The organism is Bacteroides sp. OF04-15BH, from assembly GCF_003477995.1.
In the GTDB taxonomy this organism is placed as follows: Bacteria; Bacteroidota; Bacteroidia; order Bacteroidales; family Bacteroidaceae; genus Paraprevotella.
Window position 1 is genome coordinate 21,196 of record NZ_QUEM01000021.1, and the last position, 19,452, is coordinate 40,647.

The window sequence follows — 19,452 nt, forward strand, 5'->3', positions numbered from 1 at the left end:
CATAATTTAGTTTAGTTACTGCAAAGATATTCCAATAAAATGATTAAAACAAACAATCTTCATCATTTTTGTAATTATTACAGTTTTATTAGAATATTACTGTTTTTGACATCAGGAAATGCCGCATGTTTGCTATATTTACATAGCAAACATGCGGCATTTCCTCCACAAATGTTATATTTCCTTAATCGAATATTTTCCGGCTTTGGACAACGCTTCCTGCAATTGCTCCACAGAAAGCGGTGCCTGGACAAAATCAATGGTAGCCACAGGCGGTTCCAAAGTAACTGTTGCCAGTACACCGTCCAAAGCATTCAAGGCCTGCTCCACATGCTGACGGCAGTGGTCGCACATCATGCCTTCCACCTGATAGCGTTTGCGCACCAGCTGACTGCCCGTTGTCGGGCCCGTAGAACTTAATGAAGAGACATGCAGACGCAAACTGTTGGTCACCACACTGACGCTACTCATCGCCATAGCCGCTCCGGCAAGCATCGGGTTCAACAAGAATCCCCACAGCGGATAGAGAACACCAGCGGCCACCGGAATACCTATTATATTATAGATAAAGGCCCAGAAGAGATTCTGACGGATGGTGCGAACCGTGGCCTGCGACAACTCTATCGCATCGACAATCTTGCGCAAATCGGAGGAGATAATCGTCATCTTGGCCACATCCATCGCAATATCGCTTCCCTGCCCCATGGCAATACCTAAATCGGCACTGGCCAGAGCCGCACTGTCGTTGATTCCATCACCCACCATAGCTACACAGGCTCCCTCAGCCTGAAGCTGACGGACATATTCATTTTTCTGTTGCGGTAAAAGAGAGGCTTTCATTTCGGTGATACCCACTTCACGGGCAATGGAACGTGCCGTGGCTTCATGGTCGCCCGTCAGCATCACCAGACGGATGCCGCGTTCCTGCAACATCTTTATGGCCTCAACAGAGGTTGCTTTCACCGCATCACGGATGCCACACACGGCAAGTACAGCTGTCTCATCGGCAAAAGCGATCACGGTCTTGGCTTCATCCGCCAAACGACGGCAGGCGCTTTCCTGTTCTTCATCCAGAGCGATACCCTGCTCGCGCAACCATTTCACGCTTCCTGCAAAATAGGTTTTTCCGTCTACCCGTCCGCTGATACCGCAACCGGTGTGGCTGACAAAGTCTGTTACTGAAAGCGTGGACACATTGCGGAAAGACTGGACCACAGCCTCAGCCAACGGATGTTCGGAACAACGCTCCAAACTATAAAATACACGACGAGCAGATGAAGCGCCTTCCTTCCAGATACAGTCGGTCAGTACCGGACACCCCTCGGTAATGGTACCGGTCTTGTCGAGTACTACGGTATCAATTTTACGGGCTGTTTCCAAACTCTGCGCATCTTTCACCAGAATTCCCAATTCGGCACCCTTACCGATTCCCACCATAATCGCCGTAGGGGTAGCCAATCCCAATGCACAGGGACAGGCAATAATCAGCACGGTTACCATAGACAGAATACCGAAAACCCAACCGTCTTCGGGTTTCAGTAATCCCCATGCCAGGAGAGTGATGAATGATATGCCCATGACTACAGGCACAAAAACCGATGCGATGCGGTCCACCAGCCGCTGAACGGGAGCCTTGCTGCCCTGCGCTTCCTGCACCTGACGGATAATCTGTGCCAGAAGCGTGTCCGCTCCCACCTTGGCCGCCTTGAAAACAAAAGAACCTTTCAGGTTGACCGTACCGGCAAAGACCTTTGCTCCCGGACGCTTGCGTACCGGAAGTGATTCGCCCGTCAGCATGCTTTCGTTGACAAATGAGTCTCCCGAAACCAAAGCTCCGTCCACGGCGATCTTTTCACCGGGTTTGACCAACAATTGCATGCCCGGCTCCACCTGTGCCAACGGCAACTGTTCCACACTGCCGTCCGCACGGCACACCGACACGATGCGGGGTTGCAATCCCATCAGCTTGCGGATTGCAGCCGAAGTATTGCCTTTGGCACGCTCTTCCATAAAACGGCCCAACAAGATAAAAGCCACAATCACACTGCATGCCTCAAAATAAACATGCGGTTCCAGACCACGGCTCAACCAAAATTCAGGGAAAAACAAGTTGAACAGACTGAACAGATAGGCCACTCCGGTGCTGTTGGCCACCAGGGTATCCATATTCACCGCACCGTGGCGCAACTGTTTCCAAGCATTGACGTAGAACACACGTCCGAAGAAAAACAGCACCACCGTTGACAGAATACAGGAAATCGCTGCGCTATAAGCCCAGTCCATGAAAAACATACTCAGCACCACAACCGGCACTGAAAGCACCAAAGCGCTGGTAGCATGCCGTTTCAGACGGTGCATCCATTTCAGATGCATCTGCTCCACAGCGTCATTCTCCGACTGCTCCGTTTCCAGAATCAGATCATATCCGGCTGATTGTAGGGCCTGACGCAACTGCTCGGGCGAACAACTGCTGTTGTCGAAAACCACCCGCACATTCGAAGCCGCAAAGTTCACACCGGCCTGACTGACACCCGGCACCTTGGACAATTCCTTCTCTACCCGCACGGCACAGGCCGCACAACTCATTCCCACAACCGGGAAAATTCGGGTTTCTTTTGTTGTATCTTGCATATCCTATCCTTTTTTCTCTGCAAAAATACAAGTGCCACGAAGGAAGATTATTACATAATTCGGGATATTTTTTATATCATACCTCGTCCAGCGGACTGCGGGGATGGTTTTTCTGCTTGCGGTATTGAGTGGGGGTCATCCCGGTAATCTTCTTGAACTGAGCACAGAGATGCGCCTGACTGGAATAGTGTACCCGATCAGCAATTTCGGCCAACGTGAGTTCTCCGTATGACAACAGTTCCTTGACCCGCTCCACCTTCTGAAGAATATAATACTGCTCCACCGTGACTGAAGTTTGTTCGGAGAAGAGTTTGCTCAAGGCACTATAATCCATGTGACAGGTTTCCGTAAGGACGGCAGAAAGATTCTGGTCTTCCTGTATATCCTCGTTTCGCACCATTCGGATAACGGCAGAGCGGATCAGCGCCACTAGTTGCTCTTTACGGTCGGCCAACAACAGAAAGCCATGCTGCTCCAGACGCTTTGCCAGCTCCTTCCGCACGGACTCGGACAAGGGAGCAGACAGCACCACCTGCCCCAACTCCACCCGCAGATAAGGCACCTGCAACTCACGAAGCAGTTCCTGCACCACCCAGATGCAGCGGTTGCACACCATATTCTTAATATAAAGAACAAACTCTTTTTCCATAAACAAATACTCCTTCAAACCTTTTTGGTCAGACAAAGATACGCATTTGCAACCAAATTGCATCAGAAAGATTCTATCTTTGCCTTCAGAAATCCATAAAACAACAAAGAATATGAAACCACATGATCATGAAGAATGCTGTTGCAGCGGCGGATGCTCCTGCCACAGTCATCACGACCACCATGAAGGTCACGGCATGCAAGCCTGGCTCCCGGTTCTGATCACCGCCCTACTGTTTGGCGGCGGCCTCATCGCCGAACATCTGTTCGCACAAATATTACCGGCACGCATTCTGTATGCACTCGCCTATCTGCCCGTAGGCTGGCCGGTGTGGAAGCATGCGTGGAACGGAATGCGCCACGGAGACTGGTTCAATGAATTCGTACTGATGGCACTGGCAACCGTAGGCGCTTTCTGTATCGGCGAATTTGCCGAAGCCGTAGCCGTGATGTTGTTCTACACCATCGGAGAAGAATTTCAGGAACGCGCCGTGCGTCAGGCCCAAAGTCACATCGACTCTTTGCTCGATATGAAGGAGCAGCAAGTGGAAGTGTTCCGAAACGGTGCGTGGACACACGACCTGCCGGAGCAGATTCAGGTAAACGAAACCATCCGTCTGCACGCAGGCAATCAGATTCCGCTCGACGGCATCCTGCAGTCTGAAAAGGGACGCTTCAACACGGCAGCCCTTACGGGAGAGAGTGTTCCCCAAAGCAAGCACCGTGGCGATGCGCTTCTGGCCGGAATGATCAACGAGGAACATGTCATCGAGATGCAGGTAACCCACCGTTACGAAGACAGCGCCCGTGCCCGAATTCTGGAACTGGTACGTGAGGCCCGCTCACGAAAGTCAGCCACCGAACTGATGATCCGTCGTCTGGCTCGTGTCTATACCCCCACGGTCTTCGTACTGGCTCTGCTCATTGCCGTACTACCTCCGCTGTTTTTGGCCGAGGCCCAAACCACCGACTGGATTTACCGTGCTCTGATTTTCTTAGTCATCTCCTGCCCTTGTGCGCTCGTCATCTCCATTCCCTTGGCTTATTTCAGCGGAATCGGCGCCGCTTCCCGTCAGGGCATCCTGTTCAAGGGAGCCAGCTTCATGGACCGGTTTCCGCATCTGAAGGCTATTGTCTTCGACAAGACCGGCACCCTGACTTACGGTGATTTCACTGTTCTGGAAGCCCATCTGGAAGCCGGTGCACCGGACAACGCCTTGAGCATGGCCTGCTCGCTGGAGCAACTGTCCTCGCACCCCGTGGCCCATGCCATTACGGAATATGGAAAAAAGCAACACCTTACGCTTCTACCCGCCGAACAAGTGCGTGAAGTGGCCGGAAAAGGACTGACCGGAACCGTAAGCGGTCATACCGTAGAAATGGGAAATGCCCATCTGCTGACGGCACACCACCTGCCGATACCGGAAGAAGTGGCCCAGCGCATCGAAACCGTAATCTATCTTCTGATTGACGGCACCTATGCCGGCTATTTCCTCATTGCCGACCGCATCAAGGAGGATGCCGCACGCACCATACAACAACTCAAACGGGCCGGTATCGGACAGACCGTCATGCTGAGTGGAGACAAGCAACAATTGGCCGAGAAGGTGGGAAAAGAAATCGGAATAGACCGTATCTACGGTGATCTACTGCCTGAAGATAAGGTAAAACATATCGAACGGATAAAAGCAGAAACGCAGGATGAAATGGCTTATGTGGGTGACGGTATCAACGATACCCCTTCGCTGGCCCTCAGTTCCATCGGCATTGCTATGGGCAAAAACGGTTCGGAAGCCGCTATTGAAACGGCTGACGTGATTCTGCAGACCGACCACCCCGAACGCATTGTCACCGCCCTGTGCATCAGTCAGGCCACACGCCGCATTGTATGGCAGAACATCATTCTTGCATTAGGGGTCAAGCTGGCCGTGCTTCTGCTAGGTGCATTCGGCGTGGCCAACATGTGGGAAGCCGTCTTTGCCGATGTCGGTGTAGCCCTGCTGGCCGTACTGAATTCCATCCGCCTGCTGCGCATGCACTTTGATTAATGAGGGTAAACAGAACTATCCCCTCAAGTATCTTTCGAAGAAATACGATTGATACCTATAAAGATTAAAGAAAGGATTGTATCAAACTCATTTTCGAGTCCTGATACAATCCTTTCTTTAGTCTTTTTAGAATGCTCTTTTTTCAAATGTAAATTGCGTATTTTGAAAAAAGTTATTTTAGCATACAACTGCTCTTTTCTTGTATGATTTATTCAAAGTCACTCTGTTGCTGTTCCACCTCTTTCAAGCGTTTGCGGTTCTGTTCCTGCTGCAAACGGCGCATCTCCTCTGAAGCAGCATCCCCGGCTTGCAGTCGGTTTTCTTTTTTCGTTTGGTTCTGCTGATATAAGGTTTCCAACTCTTCCTTGTCGGCAATAAGCGGACGCATCGGTTCTGTGGTCTTCAAGACCAACTCTCCCGATACCGGAGTATGCTTTCCTTGCAGAGTTAGCGATGCCTTGATCCGAATCTCTCCACTCTCCGGCAACGCACGTACCAATATTGGAGCGGTGCCCCACTGTACGGCACGCGGGTTCGTGAAGTCTTCTTCATCAGCCACCAGTTCACCCGGTCCCTCAATCTCAAAACGGATCGTACTGTTATTCAAGCGCTTGATATTGCCCTGATCATCTGTAATGGCAGCTACTACGGTAACCAGATCCGAGCCGTCTGCCCGGGTTTCCACCCCTTCGTTGTCTACCCACAGTTTGATTTTGGAAGGACGACGTGCCGGATATACCTTATGGGTAGCCACCACTTTTCCATCGATCAATCCTTCGGCCAACAGATAAGACTCCGCATGCTTTCCTCCCCGGGCCAGTTTCTTATCGTGCATCACATCCCACACATTCGGGAATACAATAATCGGCGACGGCATGCCACCAGCCTGTTTGTCTTTCTTATAGATATAAGGAGTACTGCCCTGACAGCAGGTCAGACGCACTTCATCACAATTGCTGTAAACCGTTACGTCCTTAGGAGAGAAAGGAGTCATGGCATTGGCAATATATACCATCGGTCCGCTTTCGGCAATCAGCTCCGGATTTTCATAAGGCGGACGCTGCGCACAGAACATGTAGTACGACAGTTTCGGCTGACGGTAAGCGTCCATAATGCCGCCATAGAACGGATCGGGATGGTATCCGCGCTGATGGTCAAATGAATGCCACAGACAACCGCCCACATGCTGCCGCGGATTACGATACAGCGCATCATAGTTGGTATACTGATAATCGGTCTTGGCGTATCCCTGAGCCTGTACCAGCATCGGCACCTCACCCCACGAACGGCTGACACGACTCGGAGAATTATGCGAACTCCAGTCGTCCACATTGTCACCCCATTCGCGGGTAAAATAAGCCACATCCGGACTCAGTTCATTGGTATTGAAGGCTCCCCCGGCACCGTTCAGCGGATGCGTGAACTGCACCGGGAAGAGTTCATGCCCCTTGGCGGTGACATCACAACCGGTATAGCAATATGGATAAGGATATTCCTCTTGAACAATATCCACCACATTCTTGGCAAAATCCTCCGGATACCAGGTTTCGTTCAGAATCGGTTCCCAAAGCCATACGGAAGGATGATTGCGGTCGCGGCGCACCATATTGCGGATATCGCTATACACCCGCTGGGCAAAAATCGGTTCCTCGTTCCAGAACTGCCATCCCGGTGTGTTCACGATGACAAACAGTCCTAATTCGTCACAGGCATCCATAAAGGCAGGGTCCTGTGGATAATGCGCATTACGGATCACACGCAGACCGGCATCGCGCAGTTTTTTGGCATCGCGCCAGTGCAAACTGTTGGAAAGCGCATTACCGATTACGGCAAAATCCTGATGACGATTGGCTCCGATCAGCGGTTCGGGATAAGGCTTTCCGTTGAGCCAGAAGCCATCCTTCCCCTTGAACTCCACACTGCGGATGCCCACACGACGGCGGCAACCATCCACCACATGCCCTTTGCGGTCCTTGACCAGAACGTGCAACTGATACAGATATGGTGAATCCGGTGCCCACAAATGCGGCTGGCGCACCGTCATTTGGGCAGTAGCCACTCCGGTCTGTCCGTCGGCCATCGAGATTTTCTGCTCGGCACGGCGCACCAGCTTCCGGTCGCAGTCGTAAAGCTCATACACCACCTTTCCGGTGAAAGCCTTTCCGGCATTGTTGCGGATGTGAGCATCCAGACGAATCCCGGCTTCCTTTTCAGACACATCATCGAAAGACACGAACAAACCGCCTCCGGCCTTCACATCCTCATAATTAGGGTCGGTAATAAACACCGTGTTATGTACCACCATCCAGCAGTCGCGATAGATTCCGCCAAAGTAGGCAAAATCCAGCATGTCCTGCGGCTTTCCGGGAGGATAAGTCGGATCGTCACTATTATCGGCCCATACGGTGATGACATTGTCGCGTCCGAATTCCAGATACTCACTCACGTCGGCGATGACGGGCAGGAAACCGCCGAAATGCTCCTTCACCAGTTTGCCGTTGACCCACACTTTCGACTTGCCCATAATGGCCTCGAAATGCAGGAACATCTTCTTGCCTTTCCAGGCATCCTCGGGCATGAAATGCTTGCGGTACCACACCTCACCCTGATAGTTCACACAGCCGCTTGCCTCCGAAGGCAGCAGTTCCGTACCATCGGGCAGAGACACCAATGCCCATTCGCTGTCATCAAAATCCACACGCTCGGCACCGGTAACTGCACCTTTGTGGAAACGCCACGCAGGATTCATACTGTAAGCCTGACGCCCGGTATTGGGCAACTCAAAAAAACCAGCCGCAGAGAATTCCGGCTGATGGGCCGCTCGCAACGAAAGCGCGCAAAACACCCACAACACAAACAACACCAGTTTCCGAACCGAAACGGGTTGTATCATACATTTCTTTTCCATGATTATCAGATGTTTTGGTAATTATCAATCACAAAATACTATTTCCTTTTCAAGAGAAGCAGACAGCCTTCCTTGCTCTTCACCGGAATCGGTGCCTGCAACTGCAACGATCCGGCAGTCTGGAAGTCGGCCACCTCCGGCTTCTCCAGAGTGACCTGATCGGGACGCATGCCCAACGCATTCCAGTCAAACGACAGAGTGACCGTCTTATCCTGATTGCTGAAGTTACCCACAGACACCAGTACCTGATCCGCCTTCACATAAGCCGTGGCCTTTACCTCCGGATCCGAAGTCCGTACCGGGCAGTCCTCATCCCAATAACCCAACATGCGGGCCTCACCGATACCGAAGGAATCCCAAAGGGCCCAGACGGGAGCCGGAGAATAGGCGCCGTAAGAATGACGGGCAGTAGCTCCGTAAACCATTCCCAGGAAACGGTTTCCTCCGTCCTGAAGCATCTCGCTCATCTGCCCGAAAGGTATTCCGGAGAAGGTGACGAACCACTCATCGGGCCTCATCTGGTTATAGCGGAAACTTTCCCCAAACCACAGGCGGTCCACATAAGGGAAGAAACCGGTGTACTGGTTGGCCGGACCGACAGAGTATCCCGTATTGGAATGCAGGTCGATCAAGGCTCCGGGGTGATACTGCTCCATAATCTTGCGCATTCTCTTCATCACCGGACGGTCGAAGGACACATCATCCATATAGATGCCGTCGAGGTCATAATTCTGGAACATCCAGCGCAGTCCCTCCAGATAGTAATTGATCCAGCGGGAGAAACCGGTCAGCACCAGAGCGGCATCAGCCGTTTCCTGAGGTAGCTCCGTGTACCAGGCCGGACGATAGTCATCAATCAGATGTTCGCAGTGCCAAGGTAATCCATAACCCACTCCCGGAGCAAAAATCTCATGGTTCAAGCTCTTCAGGGCATAGATTTCCGTGGCATAGTTTGTCAGTTCGCGGATGGTATAATAAAGCTTTACTTTGCGGCCGAACTCATGCTCATGTCTGATGAAGGCCTTCAGGGAGTCCTGCACGATAAACGGATAATTGATGACCGGATTCAGTTTCTGGGCATGATGGATATTAATGATGTTGGCCCCTTCTTCTGCCGCCTTGTCAAAACCGGTGTGCGGCGCATGGTAATAGCGCTCAGAGAAATGTTTCCGGCTGTCTACAGGTTTCACCGGGGTTATCAGCAGATCGAATTCATACTGACTCGGTTCCGCACGGAGTGTATCGGCTCCCGTACTGGCCACCACCAGAGCCTTCTCGCCTTTGTTTCCCGACACGCTGACCGTTCCCCGTCCTCCATTGGCCCAGGCCTCGGGAGGAGCCGGCTTATAGTCGTTGAGTAACGGACCGTGATAACTGCCTCCCCGGTATTCCACGTGCAGACCGGCCTTGGCATTGCCCATCCAGTAGCTGTCCCACGGACCTTTCCAGTCCCACCGGTAGGAAGCCGGACGGAAGCCACCGCTGAAGCCTGTTCCCATGAAATATTCCGAAGCATAAGGTGTATAGTCTGTTTCAAGACGGACGTCCTTCACCGGCAACGGAGAGGACGAAGAGACTTTCAGGTTGTAATGAACATAACCGTCGTACTCGATCGAAGCCTCGCTTTCGAAGGATATGCCCTCTCTCCGGCACGAAGCCGTCCAGGTCACCAGCCCGTCGGCCTTCTTTTGCAAGGAAACATTCTGGGCCTCAAAAGCCACCGGACCGCGGTCGGTCGTCACGACGAAACGGAACGGAGCCGCCAACACTTCCCGGTCATTCACACGGATAGAAGCCGGCAGACCGTTTCCATCCACCTGCAAGGTCTTGTCCGTAGCCGTTATGGTGCGCCCGTCGAGCTGCATGGCCGTATAAGGCTTTACCGGATTGTCGTCCATCCCGATGGTGGAATTCAGCCACCGCAGACGGGCATGCCGCCACAGGTCATTATCTCCCTTATCGGCCAGCACCTCTTTCGTGACGCGTATCTCCAGCGGAATGTTCCGAGTGTCGCCGCCCACACAGGTAAAAGTCACATTTCCTTTATATACGCCCGGTGCCGCCGTTTCGGGTATCTGAACCCCACACCACAAGGCCTGCACCTTTCCCTGAGGGACATTCACCGTGAATTTTATCGGTTTGCCGTCCCAGTTGATTCCTTCCTGATTAAAGCAGGTGATGTTCTCCTTGGGGATTATTTCCTTTCCGTTGGACAGATCGGAGAAAGCAAGATGCACCTCGCTGATGTCCTGCCGGGCGGCCCAGACTCCAATCTGCCAGGTATAATACTCATTGCGCTGCGCCACTCCCGAAAAACCTTTTTTCGCCCCGGTCTTTACCCAGCGGGCCGGAAGACTGTTGGTCAGCCGGATGGGGAAAGCACGGTCTTCGGGAAAGAGCACGGGATTGCCCGCATAGACATTTTTCAGACTGTCCGTCTCCCGCCGGGTGGCAGCCAGTCCCATCGGCGTAAAGGCATCAAAGCGCGAACGGCTCTCAAAGCGCACCACTTTAGCGCTGCGAATCTCTCCGGACAGACTGTTCTTCCAATTCTCATCCGCCTCATAGACCGGAGGCAGATAATCATTCCACGGATTCCCGTAACGGGCATCGTCCCATCCTTTCCGGTATTTATAGGGCAGATAATAAACATAATACAAACCGTCGCCGGCCACAGGTTCAAAGGCCACCGTTGCCGATTCGGCCGAAAAGTCGGAAACCCGCACATTCCGGATTTCCTTACCAGAACGCGCATCCACCACGACCACTTTTTTGGTTTCGGGTCTCAAATCCGGACGCCGCCAAGGCAAACGCACCTGCACCGCATTCCGTCCCTGCGCGCCGTCCACCTGCACCACTGCCCGATGATTGCCGTGCTGATCGGCCTGCCACATGGAGTCGGCCACAACAAACGGAATGCCGTCGGGAGCAAAAGAACGGTATTGACTGTCACCGTCCGGCGCAATAACTTTGGGGGCACAAGCCGAGCAGAATGCCAATATGGCTGTGCAAAATAAGAATGATGTCTTCATAGTCTTTCTTAGAATTAAAAGTGTTTATTCCCCGCGTTGGTCGGGATTCTTGGCTTTATAGAAGTTAATTCGTTCCGTCCAGCTCTTGTCTTCGAGCGGGAACACCTTATGGGTGTTGGCCCACTCCACCCATTCGGCTTCGAGCGCCTCCACCCGTTCAGGGTCCTGCTTTGCCAGATCCTGAGTCTCAAACGGATCACGGCTCAGATCATATAGTTCCCACGCCACATTGCGGTTGGCACACACCAGCTTCCAGGTACCGTGAATCATGGCACACGATCCCTGATGCTCAAAGAAAAGCGTACGCTCGTGAGTTTTTCCATCCTGAATCACCGGCAACAGGTTCTCACCCGGCAAATCAGAGTGAGCCATCTTTTTGGGGTAGCGCACACCGCCCAAAGCCATGCAGGTAGGCATCACATCTATGATATGCGCCGGCTGGTCACAGACCTCTCCCTGGTGTATATTCTTTTTCGGGTCGCCATAGGTCAGGATAAACGGTGTGCTCGTACCGCCCTGAAAGCACCATTTCTTATAACTGCGATAAGGGGTGTTCGACAGGTCGGACATCAGCTGACCGATAAATCCACCTTCCTCGGTGGCTCCGTTATCACTTAAAAACAGGAACACGGTGTTCTCCATCATTCCTTTGTCGCGAATGGCCTGCACCAGTTTGCCGATGCCCTCATCCATAATCTCAATCATGGCGGCATAAGTAGCCATACCTTCAATCCACTGCTTCTGCTGCTGTTCGTTCAGATCGGTCCATGCCGGACGCTTTCCTCCGAACTCACGGTCGAACAAGGGCAGAGTCATCGTATCGGGCACCAGACCCAACTGCTTCTGTTTCTCGAAACGCTGACGGCGCAACACATCGTAGCCCACACGATAGCGCTCACGACATTTTGCTACCGCCTCGGCCGGAGCCTGTAACGGCAAGTGGGGCGCATAGTGGGCCACATACAGAAACATGGGTTTCTTCGCATCATGGCGCTGCACAAAGCACACGGCCGAATCGGTAATGGCCCGGGTGTAGTAATAGTCATCCGGCACCTCAGTAATCGGAGTCAGATCGTTATACAAAGGTTTGGGCTTATAATAACTGCCGCCGCCATGCAGGCAACCGTAATAGCGGTCAAAGCCCCGCTGCACCGGATAGCTTCCGTTAGGACGGTCATAAGCACCGGTCGTTGTCACATGCCATTTGCCACTCATGTAAGTAGCATAGCCACCGGCACGCATGATCTCGGCAATCGTGGGATATTCGGCATCAATCTGACCGCGGTAACCCGGACGATGCTCGTCCACCTCGGCCATCCATCCCATACCTACCTGATGCTGGTATCTTCCGGTGAGCAAGGCCGCACGGCTGGGACAACTGCGGCCGGTATTTTTGAACTGGCTGAAGCGGATTCCGGCATCGGCCAGACGGTCTATATTCGGGGTTTGTATTTCGCTGCCATAGCAGCCCAAATCAGAAAAGCCCATATCATCACACAAAATCAGTACGATATTGGGAGCTTGTGCATTTCGTGCCATCAGCTGTCCGGACGCAGACAGCAACATGGTGGTCAAAAGCAGTTTGTTCATAAAATATAATGTAAATAAGGGTAAAGTAAAAAGGTTGTATTCTATTCTTATCGTATCAACAAAATTAGCAAAAAACGGACGAAGATAAAAGAAAGCGGGGCATAAAAAAATCCCGCAATGTGCGGGATCTACCGATTCTTTGGAATCAGGACAAATAATCTTCCAAAGCAATCCAGACAGCCCAGATGTGACAGAACGACCCACCGAGCACAAAGAAATGGAACACGGAGTGCATGTAGCGCCGCCGGTTCATGCTGTAAAACAACGCTCCGGTGATGAAACAAAGTCCTTCGCCCGCAATCCACCAGAGCACTTCGGGACGCACGCTTTCCATCAGCGGACGGAAAGCGGCCACAATGCTCAGCCCCATACCGATATAACAGAGGGTTTCCAGATTGCTGTGTTCCTTGAGATTACGGAAAGTGAGCACCGTACCCACCGCCGCGCAGGTCCACACAAAGGCAAACAGTCCCCATCCCCAACCGGCTTCCTCACGCAACACAGTGAGCACCAGAGGCGAATAGCTGCCGGCAATGTGCCAGTAAATGGCGGCATGATCAAAGCGCCGCAACCGTTCTTTCCACACGCTCCGGGCCGGCAGTCCGTGATAGATGGCAGAACACAGATAGGACGAAAGCATGCCGAACAGATACAGACTGACACCGAACACCGCCCAGCGGCTGCCCGCCTGCCAACAGACCTGAAGCATCAGCACCCCTATCAGAATGCCCAGCACAGCCCCTCCGGCATGCGACCAGGTGTTGGTGCGCTCTTCTCCTTTTGTATATCGAATGGCCATAACCGTCAGATTTTAGATATGTGTCGTTGCTTGATTACATGGAATATATCAGCACCAGAGTGTAGATGATGCAGACAATACCGATGGCCAGCAAGCCTACGGAACCGAGCAGTAACGTGCGGTCGTGAGACTTCAAGGCACCTAAAATTCCAATCACACCACTCACCGGAATTCCTACCGGCAAGGCAAACACTCCAAAGAGCAGGAAGGTGACTAAAATCACCGCTCCCATAGCAATAAGAATTTTTGTTCTCATAACAAGATCATTTTTCCGTGAAACATTCTGAATCATCGTTCTTTCGCAGTCCCCGTCCCTATTCTGTCTTTTGCATCCGGCGGAAAGCCAGCAGTTTTCCATTCCAGGGTTCTATATCGGCATCGGCCATCACAGTTGGTTCGCCAAAAAGCAGGTCCAGAAGATAGCGGGGCTTTTTCCCGCCCACCGTCATGCTCATGATACAGGAAGCGCAATAGACAACCACGTCCTCCACCGGCATTTCATCGGCCCGGCTTCTCATCAGGGTGGCCACCTTTTCGTTCGGCAATTTGCCGTAAAAGACCTGCCCGCAACATTTGGCTCTCGCACCGGTCTTCTCAGGCTCCAACAACTCGATATTCATGCGCCCCAGCAAGCGGCGCACCGTTTCCAGATGCTCAGGTTGTGTGCGGGCCGCACAGGTGTCCTGAATCGTCATCCGGATGCCCCCGTAATCCGGAAAAGGAAAGCTTTCGCTTTGGAGCAGCGTTTTCAGAAAGAATTCCGTGGTGCACTGGGGATAGTTCTGTTCATACTGCCTGACGCAGGTACTGCAAGGCGTGATGATGTGGGTTCCTTTGTCCAGCGGAGGACGGTCAAAACAGCATATCTGCTGCAAATCCACATCTCCATACAGCTCCGCAATCACCTTTCCCAACTTTTCCGCCAGATACGGCTTGTAACAAAGCAGCGCACAACCGGGTGCGTATACCATTTTCTTCATCAAGAACGAATTAATAAGTTTGATTTAAAGATAGGAAATAATCTCAAAGTGAAAGGATAAAGATACACAAAATAACAATATCTCGTTTTATTTTGCATCAGTTTTTTATTACTTTTGCCCGCGAACCAAAAACAAGAAACATGAATCAATTTCATCTGACCTTAAACGAAAACTCACCGGCTATACAATGGGCTAATACACAAGCAGACAAGATAGGGGCAAAAGGGCATGTCGGCACTCATCTGGACTGCTATACAACTGTACCGGAACAAAAAGAATATCTTCTTTCCGCCATCGTTCTTGACTGCCGAAGCGGAATGCCTCACTGCAAAGACATACAAGACTTGCCTGCACTGAAAAACAAGGCTCTCATCCTGCATACCGGAAACTTGGAGAAAAACGAGTATGGCTCTGAAGAATATTTTCAGAAAGATACCTCACTTACAGATGAGGTTTTAAAAGAAATATTGAATAAAAAACCGGTATTTATTATTCTGGATTCTCATGGAATAGCTGAAAAAGGAGCAAAACATATAGCCTTTGACAAACAATGTGAAGAATGCGGATGTCACGTTATCGAAAATGCCGATTTCAGCAGTCTAAAAGATGAAACAGAAATAGAACTTCTCATCAGAATAAATATCAGCCATCCATCAACCGGGAAACCCTGCGAACTTTATCGGAAATAAATATCATTTTGTCAAAATGATATTTCCATTCGGCAAGAAGCCCGTTTTTTACGGGCAAGGAGTGAGCTGAACTGAAAAATGAAAATCTCAAAGAAGCATTTGAAACATAATGCGCTATCTCTCAACAAGTAAAGTAAAATCCTTTAGTATTCGCGGGCAATCCATCCGGAAGCAATCTGTTAAAAAGCAACGGGAAAAGGAGAACTTTTTTACTTCCTTCCGATGGAAAATAAAAAACACCGTGGTGCTTTCTCCGGATTATCGTAATGAATAGGAAAAAGCACCACGGTGAATAGAAACAGCCGACAAGCCTTTTTCTGCATATCGGCTGCATATATACGGAATAATGTCCAAATTCTGCTGCATATTTATGCGGAACATCCGCTATAATCACATTCTAAGAAAAAGCGTTTGTTTGCCAGAATGGCAAAATCCAAACAAAATATAAGCGTTTACACCTTTTAATCTACCACTTTGAATCGGGCGAATTTCAGAAGCAGTTGCTTCGTGCCCATGGAACTGAAAGCCACCGTAGCCTTGAGATTCTCGCCACTGCCTTCGATGGCCTGTATCGTTCCCCGACCGAAACGCTCGTGCTCGATGGTCTGCCCCACACGCAAGCCTCCCGCATCACCCGACGAAGCAGCAGATGCCGAAGCCGGTGAAACGGCAGATGAAGCCGACGATACGGATGCAGCTGGAGTAACAGGACGCATGCGGGTGACCGGGCGCAACAGACTGGCCTTAGGCACCACCCGACTGACAGAAGCCAGCGGACGGGAATCGGTATCGTCTGTTTCCCGACGGTAGCGGGCGCCTCCCCCACTCAATCCTTTCACACAGACGGGATCAATCTCATACAGAAAACGACTGGGGTTGGAGAACTCCATCTTGCCGTAACGGTAACGGTTGCCGGCATAGGAAAGGAAACAGAGTTCCTCGGCACGCGTCAGAGCCACATAGAACAGGCGGCGCTCTTCTTCCATCTCGCGGGGGCTCTCCAAAGACAAGGCAGAGGGGAAAAGATTCTCTTCCAGTCCCACGACAAACACCACACGAAACTCCAGTCCCTTGGCGGCATGAACCGTCATCAGCGTAATCTTGTCATCGCCTTCTTCATCGTCCTCTTCCGTGTCGCTCATCAAAGAAACTTCCTGTAAAAAGTCGGCTAACAGATAGTTTGACGAGCCTTCTTCCAAGCGTTGCTCCACAAAAGCCTGCATACCGTTGAGCAACTCTTCCACATTTTCGCGGCGGGCCAGGTCTTCAGGGTCCATAGAGCGTGTCAGTTCGCGGGCAATACCGCTCTCCTTAATCATGCTTTCGGCCAGCACATAAGCGTTTTCCCGCTTCACTCGTTCCTGATAGCTTTCAATAAAGCCCCGGAAAGCCAGCAGTTTGCCGGCCGTACCCTTGGTCAGTGAAGGCAGGTAATCGGACAGGTTGCAAAGCACTTCCCACAGGCTCACTTCAGCCTCACGGGCTGCACGGCGCACTTTCTCCAGAGTGGTCTGCCCGATACCGCGCGCCGGGTAGTTGATGATGCGCTTCATGGCTTCCTCATCATCGGGATTGACCAGCACCCGGAAATAGGCGATGATGTCCTTGATTTCCTTGCGCTGATAGAACGACAGACCGCCATAGATGCGGTATGGCATTCCATTCTTGCGGAAAGCCTCCTCAAAGATACGGCTCTGCGCGTTGGTACGATAGAGAATGGCAAAATCGGAATAGTTCATCTCACGGCTGCGCACCAGCTGACTGATACGGGCGGCTACCAGCTCGCCTTCTTCCAGATCGCTGTAGGCACTGATCACCTGCACGGGCTCGCCGTGTTCATTCATGCTGTACACATCCTTCGCTATCTGACGACGGTTGTGCTTGATCAGACTGTTGGCGGCATTGACAATCACCTGAGTGGAACGATAGTTCTGCTCCAGTTTGAAGATACGTGCCTGCTCGTATTGCTTCGTAAAGCCCAGAATGTTCTCAATCTCCGCCCCACGGAAACTGTAGATACTCTGTGCGTCATCGCCCACCACACAGATATGCTGATGTCCTCCGGCCAATTGCCAGATGATGGCATGCTGGGCGTAGTTCGTATCCTGATACTCGTCTACAAGCAGATAAGCAAAACGGTTGCGGTATCGCTCGCAGATATCGGGATGGTCGCGGAACAGAAGATAGGTATACAACAGCAGGTCATCAAAGTCCATCACGTTCGACTGGCGGCAGCGGTCGCAATACTCCTGATAAACCTCTGCCACCCGAGGCATGTTCATCGCCGCATCGGCCCGCAGACATTGCGTAGAACGGACATAGTCTTCGGGGCGCACCAAACGGTTCTTGGCACGCGAAATCACGGCCAGCACCGACGAGGGCTTGTATTGTTTCTCATCCAGCGCCTTGTCCTTCAGAATATTCTTAATGAGGGATTTGCTGTCGCTGGTGTCGTAAATGGTAAACGAGGGCTTGAAGCCTATAGCCTCGGCCTCGGTTCGCAGAATACGGTAGAACACGGAATGGAAAGTGCCCATCCACAGACGGGCGGCCAGTTCGGGTTCTACCAGGGTGGCAATACGCTCGCGCATCTCACGGGCGGCCTTGTTGGTAAAGGTCAGCGCCAGAATGGAACTGGGATGCCAGCCCTGCTGCAGCAGATAGGCTATCTTGCAGGTCAGCACACGCGTCTTGCCCGATCCGGCTCCGGCAATCACCAGACTCGGACCGTCGATATAGGTTACAGCCTCTCGCTGGCTGCTGTTCAAGTCGTTCAAAAAATTGGTCATCTTGATTCTAAAGGTTTGGAAAGATATACATCAGACAGGCATAGGACTGTGCTCCCAGCAGGTACACCAGAATCCAGCCTGCATATTCGCCCAAGCCGCAATAAATGGACTGCACCACTTCGTGAAAGGTGCGCAGGGTATTGCCGATTACACCATAGGTTACGGACACCAGCACCAGAGCCACCATACAGGTAGGCACCAGTCCCACACTGAAAGGGGACGGAAATACCCGGCCGGTGACACTCACCAGAATGCCCTGCGGAAAGAGCACCAGCACAAGCAGCAGAAGCACAAACAGCAGGGTGAGCAGCAAGGCAAACCACAAGGCACGCCGCTGCCGGAAGGAAAGAGGCACGCCGCGCATGCCTATGCAAAGGCGCAACAGAGCTTTGTCCAGCCCCGAACGCTTGAAGGCTCCCCAGCTCAGGAAAAAGCCGATGAGATAGATCAACGGCTCGTGCAAGACATTCGACACGGCGTTCAGGAAAGACCACCGAAGTCCCTCGGACGAAAGAATGTTGTTCACCGGATAGCCGGCCGAAGAAAGGACCAAAGAGGAAATGACCAGCAGGATATGCAACAACACTTCGACCAGCAGGACAAAATTGGCGACTTTATTCATCATCAGCTTCGAGTTTATCCAGATCGAGAATACCCAGTTCCAAAGCACGGACCACCAGGCGAGTGGCATTCACTCCCATGCGGTCGCCCGACGGGAACAGACGGTTGATAAGATCGTTCTGACGCTTCTCCAGACTCTTCACTCCGAAAGGCATTCCCTTCAGATTGGTAATGGCCTCCTTGGTGTAGCCCAGCGCCAAGTGACGCAGGAAGCGCTCGTCGTATTCATCAATATCATAGTCAATCACCGCATCCTGGCGCTTGTTGTCGTTCAGAACGGCCTGACGGAAACGCTCCACAATCTTCTCCAGAATGGGTTGGTTGAATACATACCGGCGGCCGTCCATCACCTGACGCACATCATTCTTCGTAAGCAGCTCACCGCTTTTGAGAATAATGCCGTCGGTACCGGCAGCCAAAGCGTCAATCCACAGGCGCTCGTTAAGCACCTCGCCCGTAAAGATCAGAATATGTAAATCGGGATATTTCCGGCGCACCTGCCGGCAGATGTCCACTCCGATGGTGGTAGACCCGCCCAATCCCAGGTCAAGCAACAGCAAATCGGGTACCTGCTTTTCTATGAGTGTCCAGAAATCGGCCTCGTTCATGGCCGTACCCACCACTTCCGCCTCAGGGATCTCGGTCCGGAAGATTTCTTCCGTTCCCTTCAGCTCTAATTTTACATCCTCAACAATAATTACTTTAAAAGGTTTCATG

General features: G+C 51.8%; 13 protein-coding genes. 2 read left to right on the forward strand and 11 right to left on the reverse strand.

The window, feature by feature from the left end:
• Positions 1-174: 174 nt before the first annotated feature.
• Both DXA74_RS10220 and DXA74_RS10225 read right to left on the reverse strand, forming a co-directional pair.
• The gene (locus tag DXA74_RS10220) at positions 175-2,631 is read right to left on the reverse strand and encodes a heavy metal translocating P-type ATPase (RefSeq protein ID WP_118527271.1); all 2,457 of its coding nucleotides are present in this window, start codon (positions 2,629-2,631) and stop codon (positions 175-177) included.
• Positions 2,632-2,707: 76 nt separating this feature from the next.
• Positions 2,708-3,280: an AraC family transcriptional regulator gene (locus DXA74_RS10225; protein WP_118527329.1), complete on the reverse strand. Its 573-nt coding sequence runs from the start codon at positions 3,278-3,280 to the stop codon at positions 2,708-2,710.
• A gap of 112 nt (positions 3,281-3,392) precedes the next feature.
• Here DXA74_RS10225 and DXA74_RS10230 point away from each other — a divergent pair, with 112 nt between their 5' ends.
• Positions 3,393-5,327, forward strand: coding sequence for a heavy metal translocating P-type ATPase (locus DXA74_RS10230; protein ID WP_118527273.1), 1,935 nt, complete (start codon positions 3,393-3,395; stop codon positions 5,325-5,327).
• A 208-nt stretch (positions 5,328-5,535) separates the two neighbouring features.
• Here DXA74_RS10230 and DXA74_RS10235 read toward each other — a convergent pair whose 3' ends face one another.
• The 6 genes from DXA74_RS10235 to DXA74_RS10260 all read right to left on the reverse strand — a co-directional run bounded on the left by DXA74_RS10235 (position 5,536) and on the right by DXA74_RS10260 (position 14,636).
• On the reverse strand, positions 5,536-8,235 hold the full coding sequence (locus DXA74_RS10235) for a glycoside hydrolase family 2 protein (RefSeq protein ID WP_370448499.1): 2,700 nt from the start codon (positions 8,233-8,235) through the stop codon (positions 5,536-5,538).
• Between the two features lie 38 nt (positions 8,236-8,273).
• On the reverse strand, positions 8,274-11,267 hold the full coding sequence (locus tag DXA74_RS10240) for a glycoside hydrolase domain-containing protein (RefSeq protein ID WP_118527275.1): 2,994 nt from the start codon (positions 11,265-11,267) through the stop codon (positions 8,274-8,276).
• A 24-nt stretch (positions 11,268-11,291) separates the two neighbouring features.
• Positions 11,292-12,857 carry an arylsulfatase gene (locus DXA74_RS10245; RefSeq protein ID WP_118527277.1) on the reverse strand — a complete coding sequence of 522 codons (1,566 nt, stop codon included), beginning with the start codon at positions 12,855-12,857 and terminating at the stop codon, positions 11,292-11,294.
• Between the two features lie 145 nt (positions 12,858-13,002).
• Complete coding sequence (locus DXA74_RS10250; RefSeq protein WP_118527279.1) at positions 13,003-13,656, reverse strand: hemolysin III family protein; 654 nt, start codon at positions 13,654-13,656, stop codon at positions 13,003-13,005.
• Positions 13,657-13,690: 34 nt separating this feature from the next.
• On the reverse strand, positions 13,691-13,912 hold the full coding sequence (locus tag DXA74_RS10255; protein ID WP_147401085.1) for a hypothetical protein: 222 nt from the start codon (positions 13,910-13,912) through the stop codon (positions 13,691-13,693).
• 58 nt (positions 13,913-13,970) lie between these two features.
• Positions 13,971-14,636, reverse strand: coding sequence for a (Fe-S)-binding protein (locus DXA74_RS10260; protein ID WP_118527283.1), 666 nt, complete (start codon positions 14,634-14,636; stop codon positions 13,971-13,973).
• Between the two features lie 140 nt (positions 14,637-14,776).
• On the opposite strand from DXA74_RS10260, the gene DXA74_RS10265 reads away from it, so the two are divergent.
• Positions 14,777-15,325 (forward strand): cyclase family protein, encoded by a 549-nt coding sequence (locus tag DXA74_RS10265; RefSeq protein ID WP_118527285.1) that lies wholly within the window; start codon positions 14,777-14,779, stop codon positions 15,323-15,325.
• A gap of 461 nt (positions 15,326-15,786) precedes the next feature.
• On the opposite strand, the gene DXA74_RS10270 is transcribed toward DXA74_RS10265, so the two are convergent.
• Genes DXA74_RS10270 through DXA74_RS10280 form a run of 3 tightly spaced genes read right to left on the reverse strand, consistent with a single transcriptional unit; the run spans position 15,787 to position 19,451 of the window.
• On the reverse strand, positions 15,787-18,114 hold the full coding sequence (locus DXA74_RS10270) for an ATP-dependent helicase (RefSeq protein WP_118527287.1): 2,328 nt from the start codon (positions 18,112-18,114) through the stop codon (positions 15,787-15,789).
• A 7-nt stretch (positions 18,115-18,121) separates the two neighbouring features.
• Positions 18,122-18,739, reverse strand: a complete 618-nt coding sequence (locus DXA74_RS10275; RefSeq protein WP_158576057.1) for an AbgT family transporter — start codon at positions 18,737-18,739, stop codon at positions 18,122-18,124.
• On the reverse strand, positions 18,729-19,451 hold the full coding sequence (locus tag DXA74_RS10280; protein ID WP_118527291.1) for a DUF5932 domain-containing protein: 723 nt from the start codon (positions 19,449-19,451) through the stop codon (positions 18,729-18,731). The genes DXA74_RS10275 and DXA74_RS10280 overlap by 11 nt, the downstream gene beginning before the upstream one ends.
• Position 19,452 lies beyond the last annotated feature (1 nt).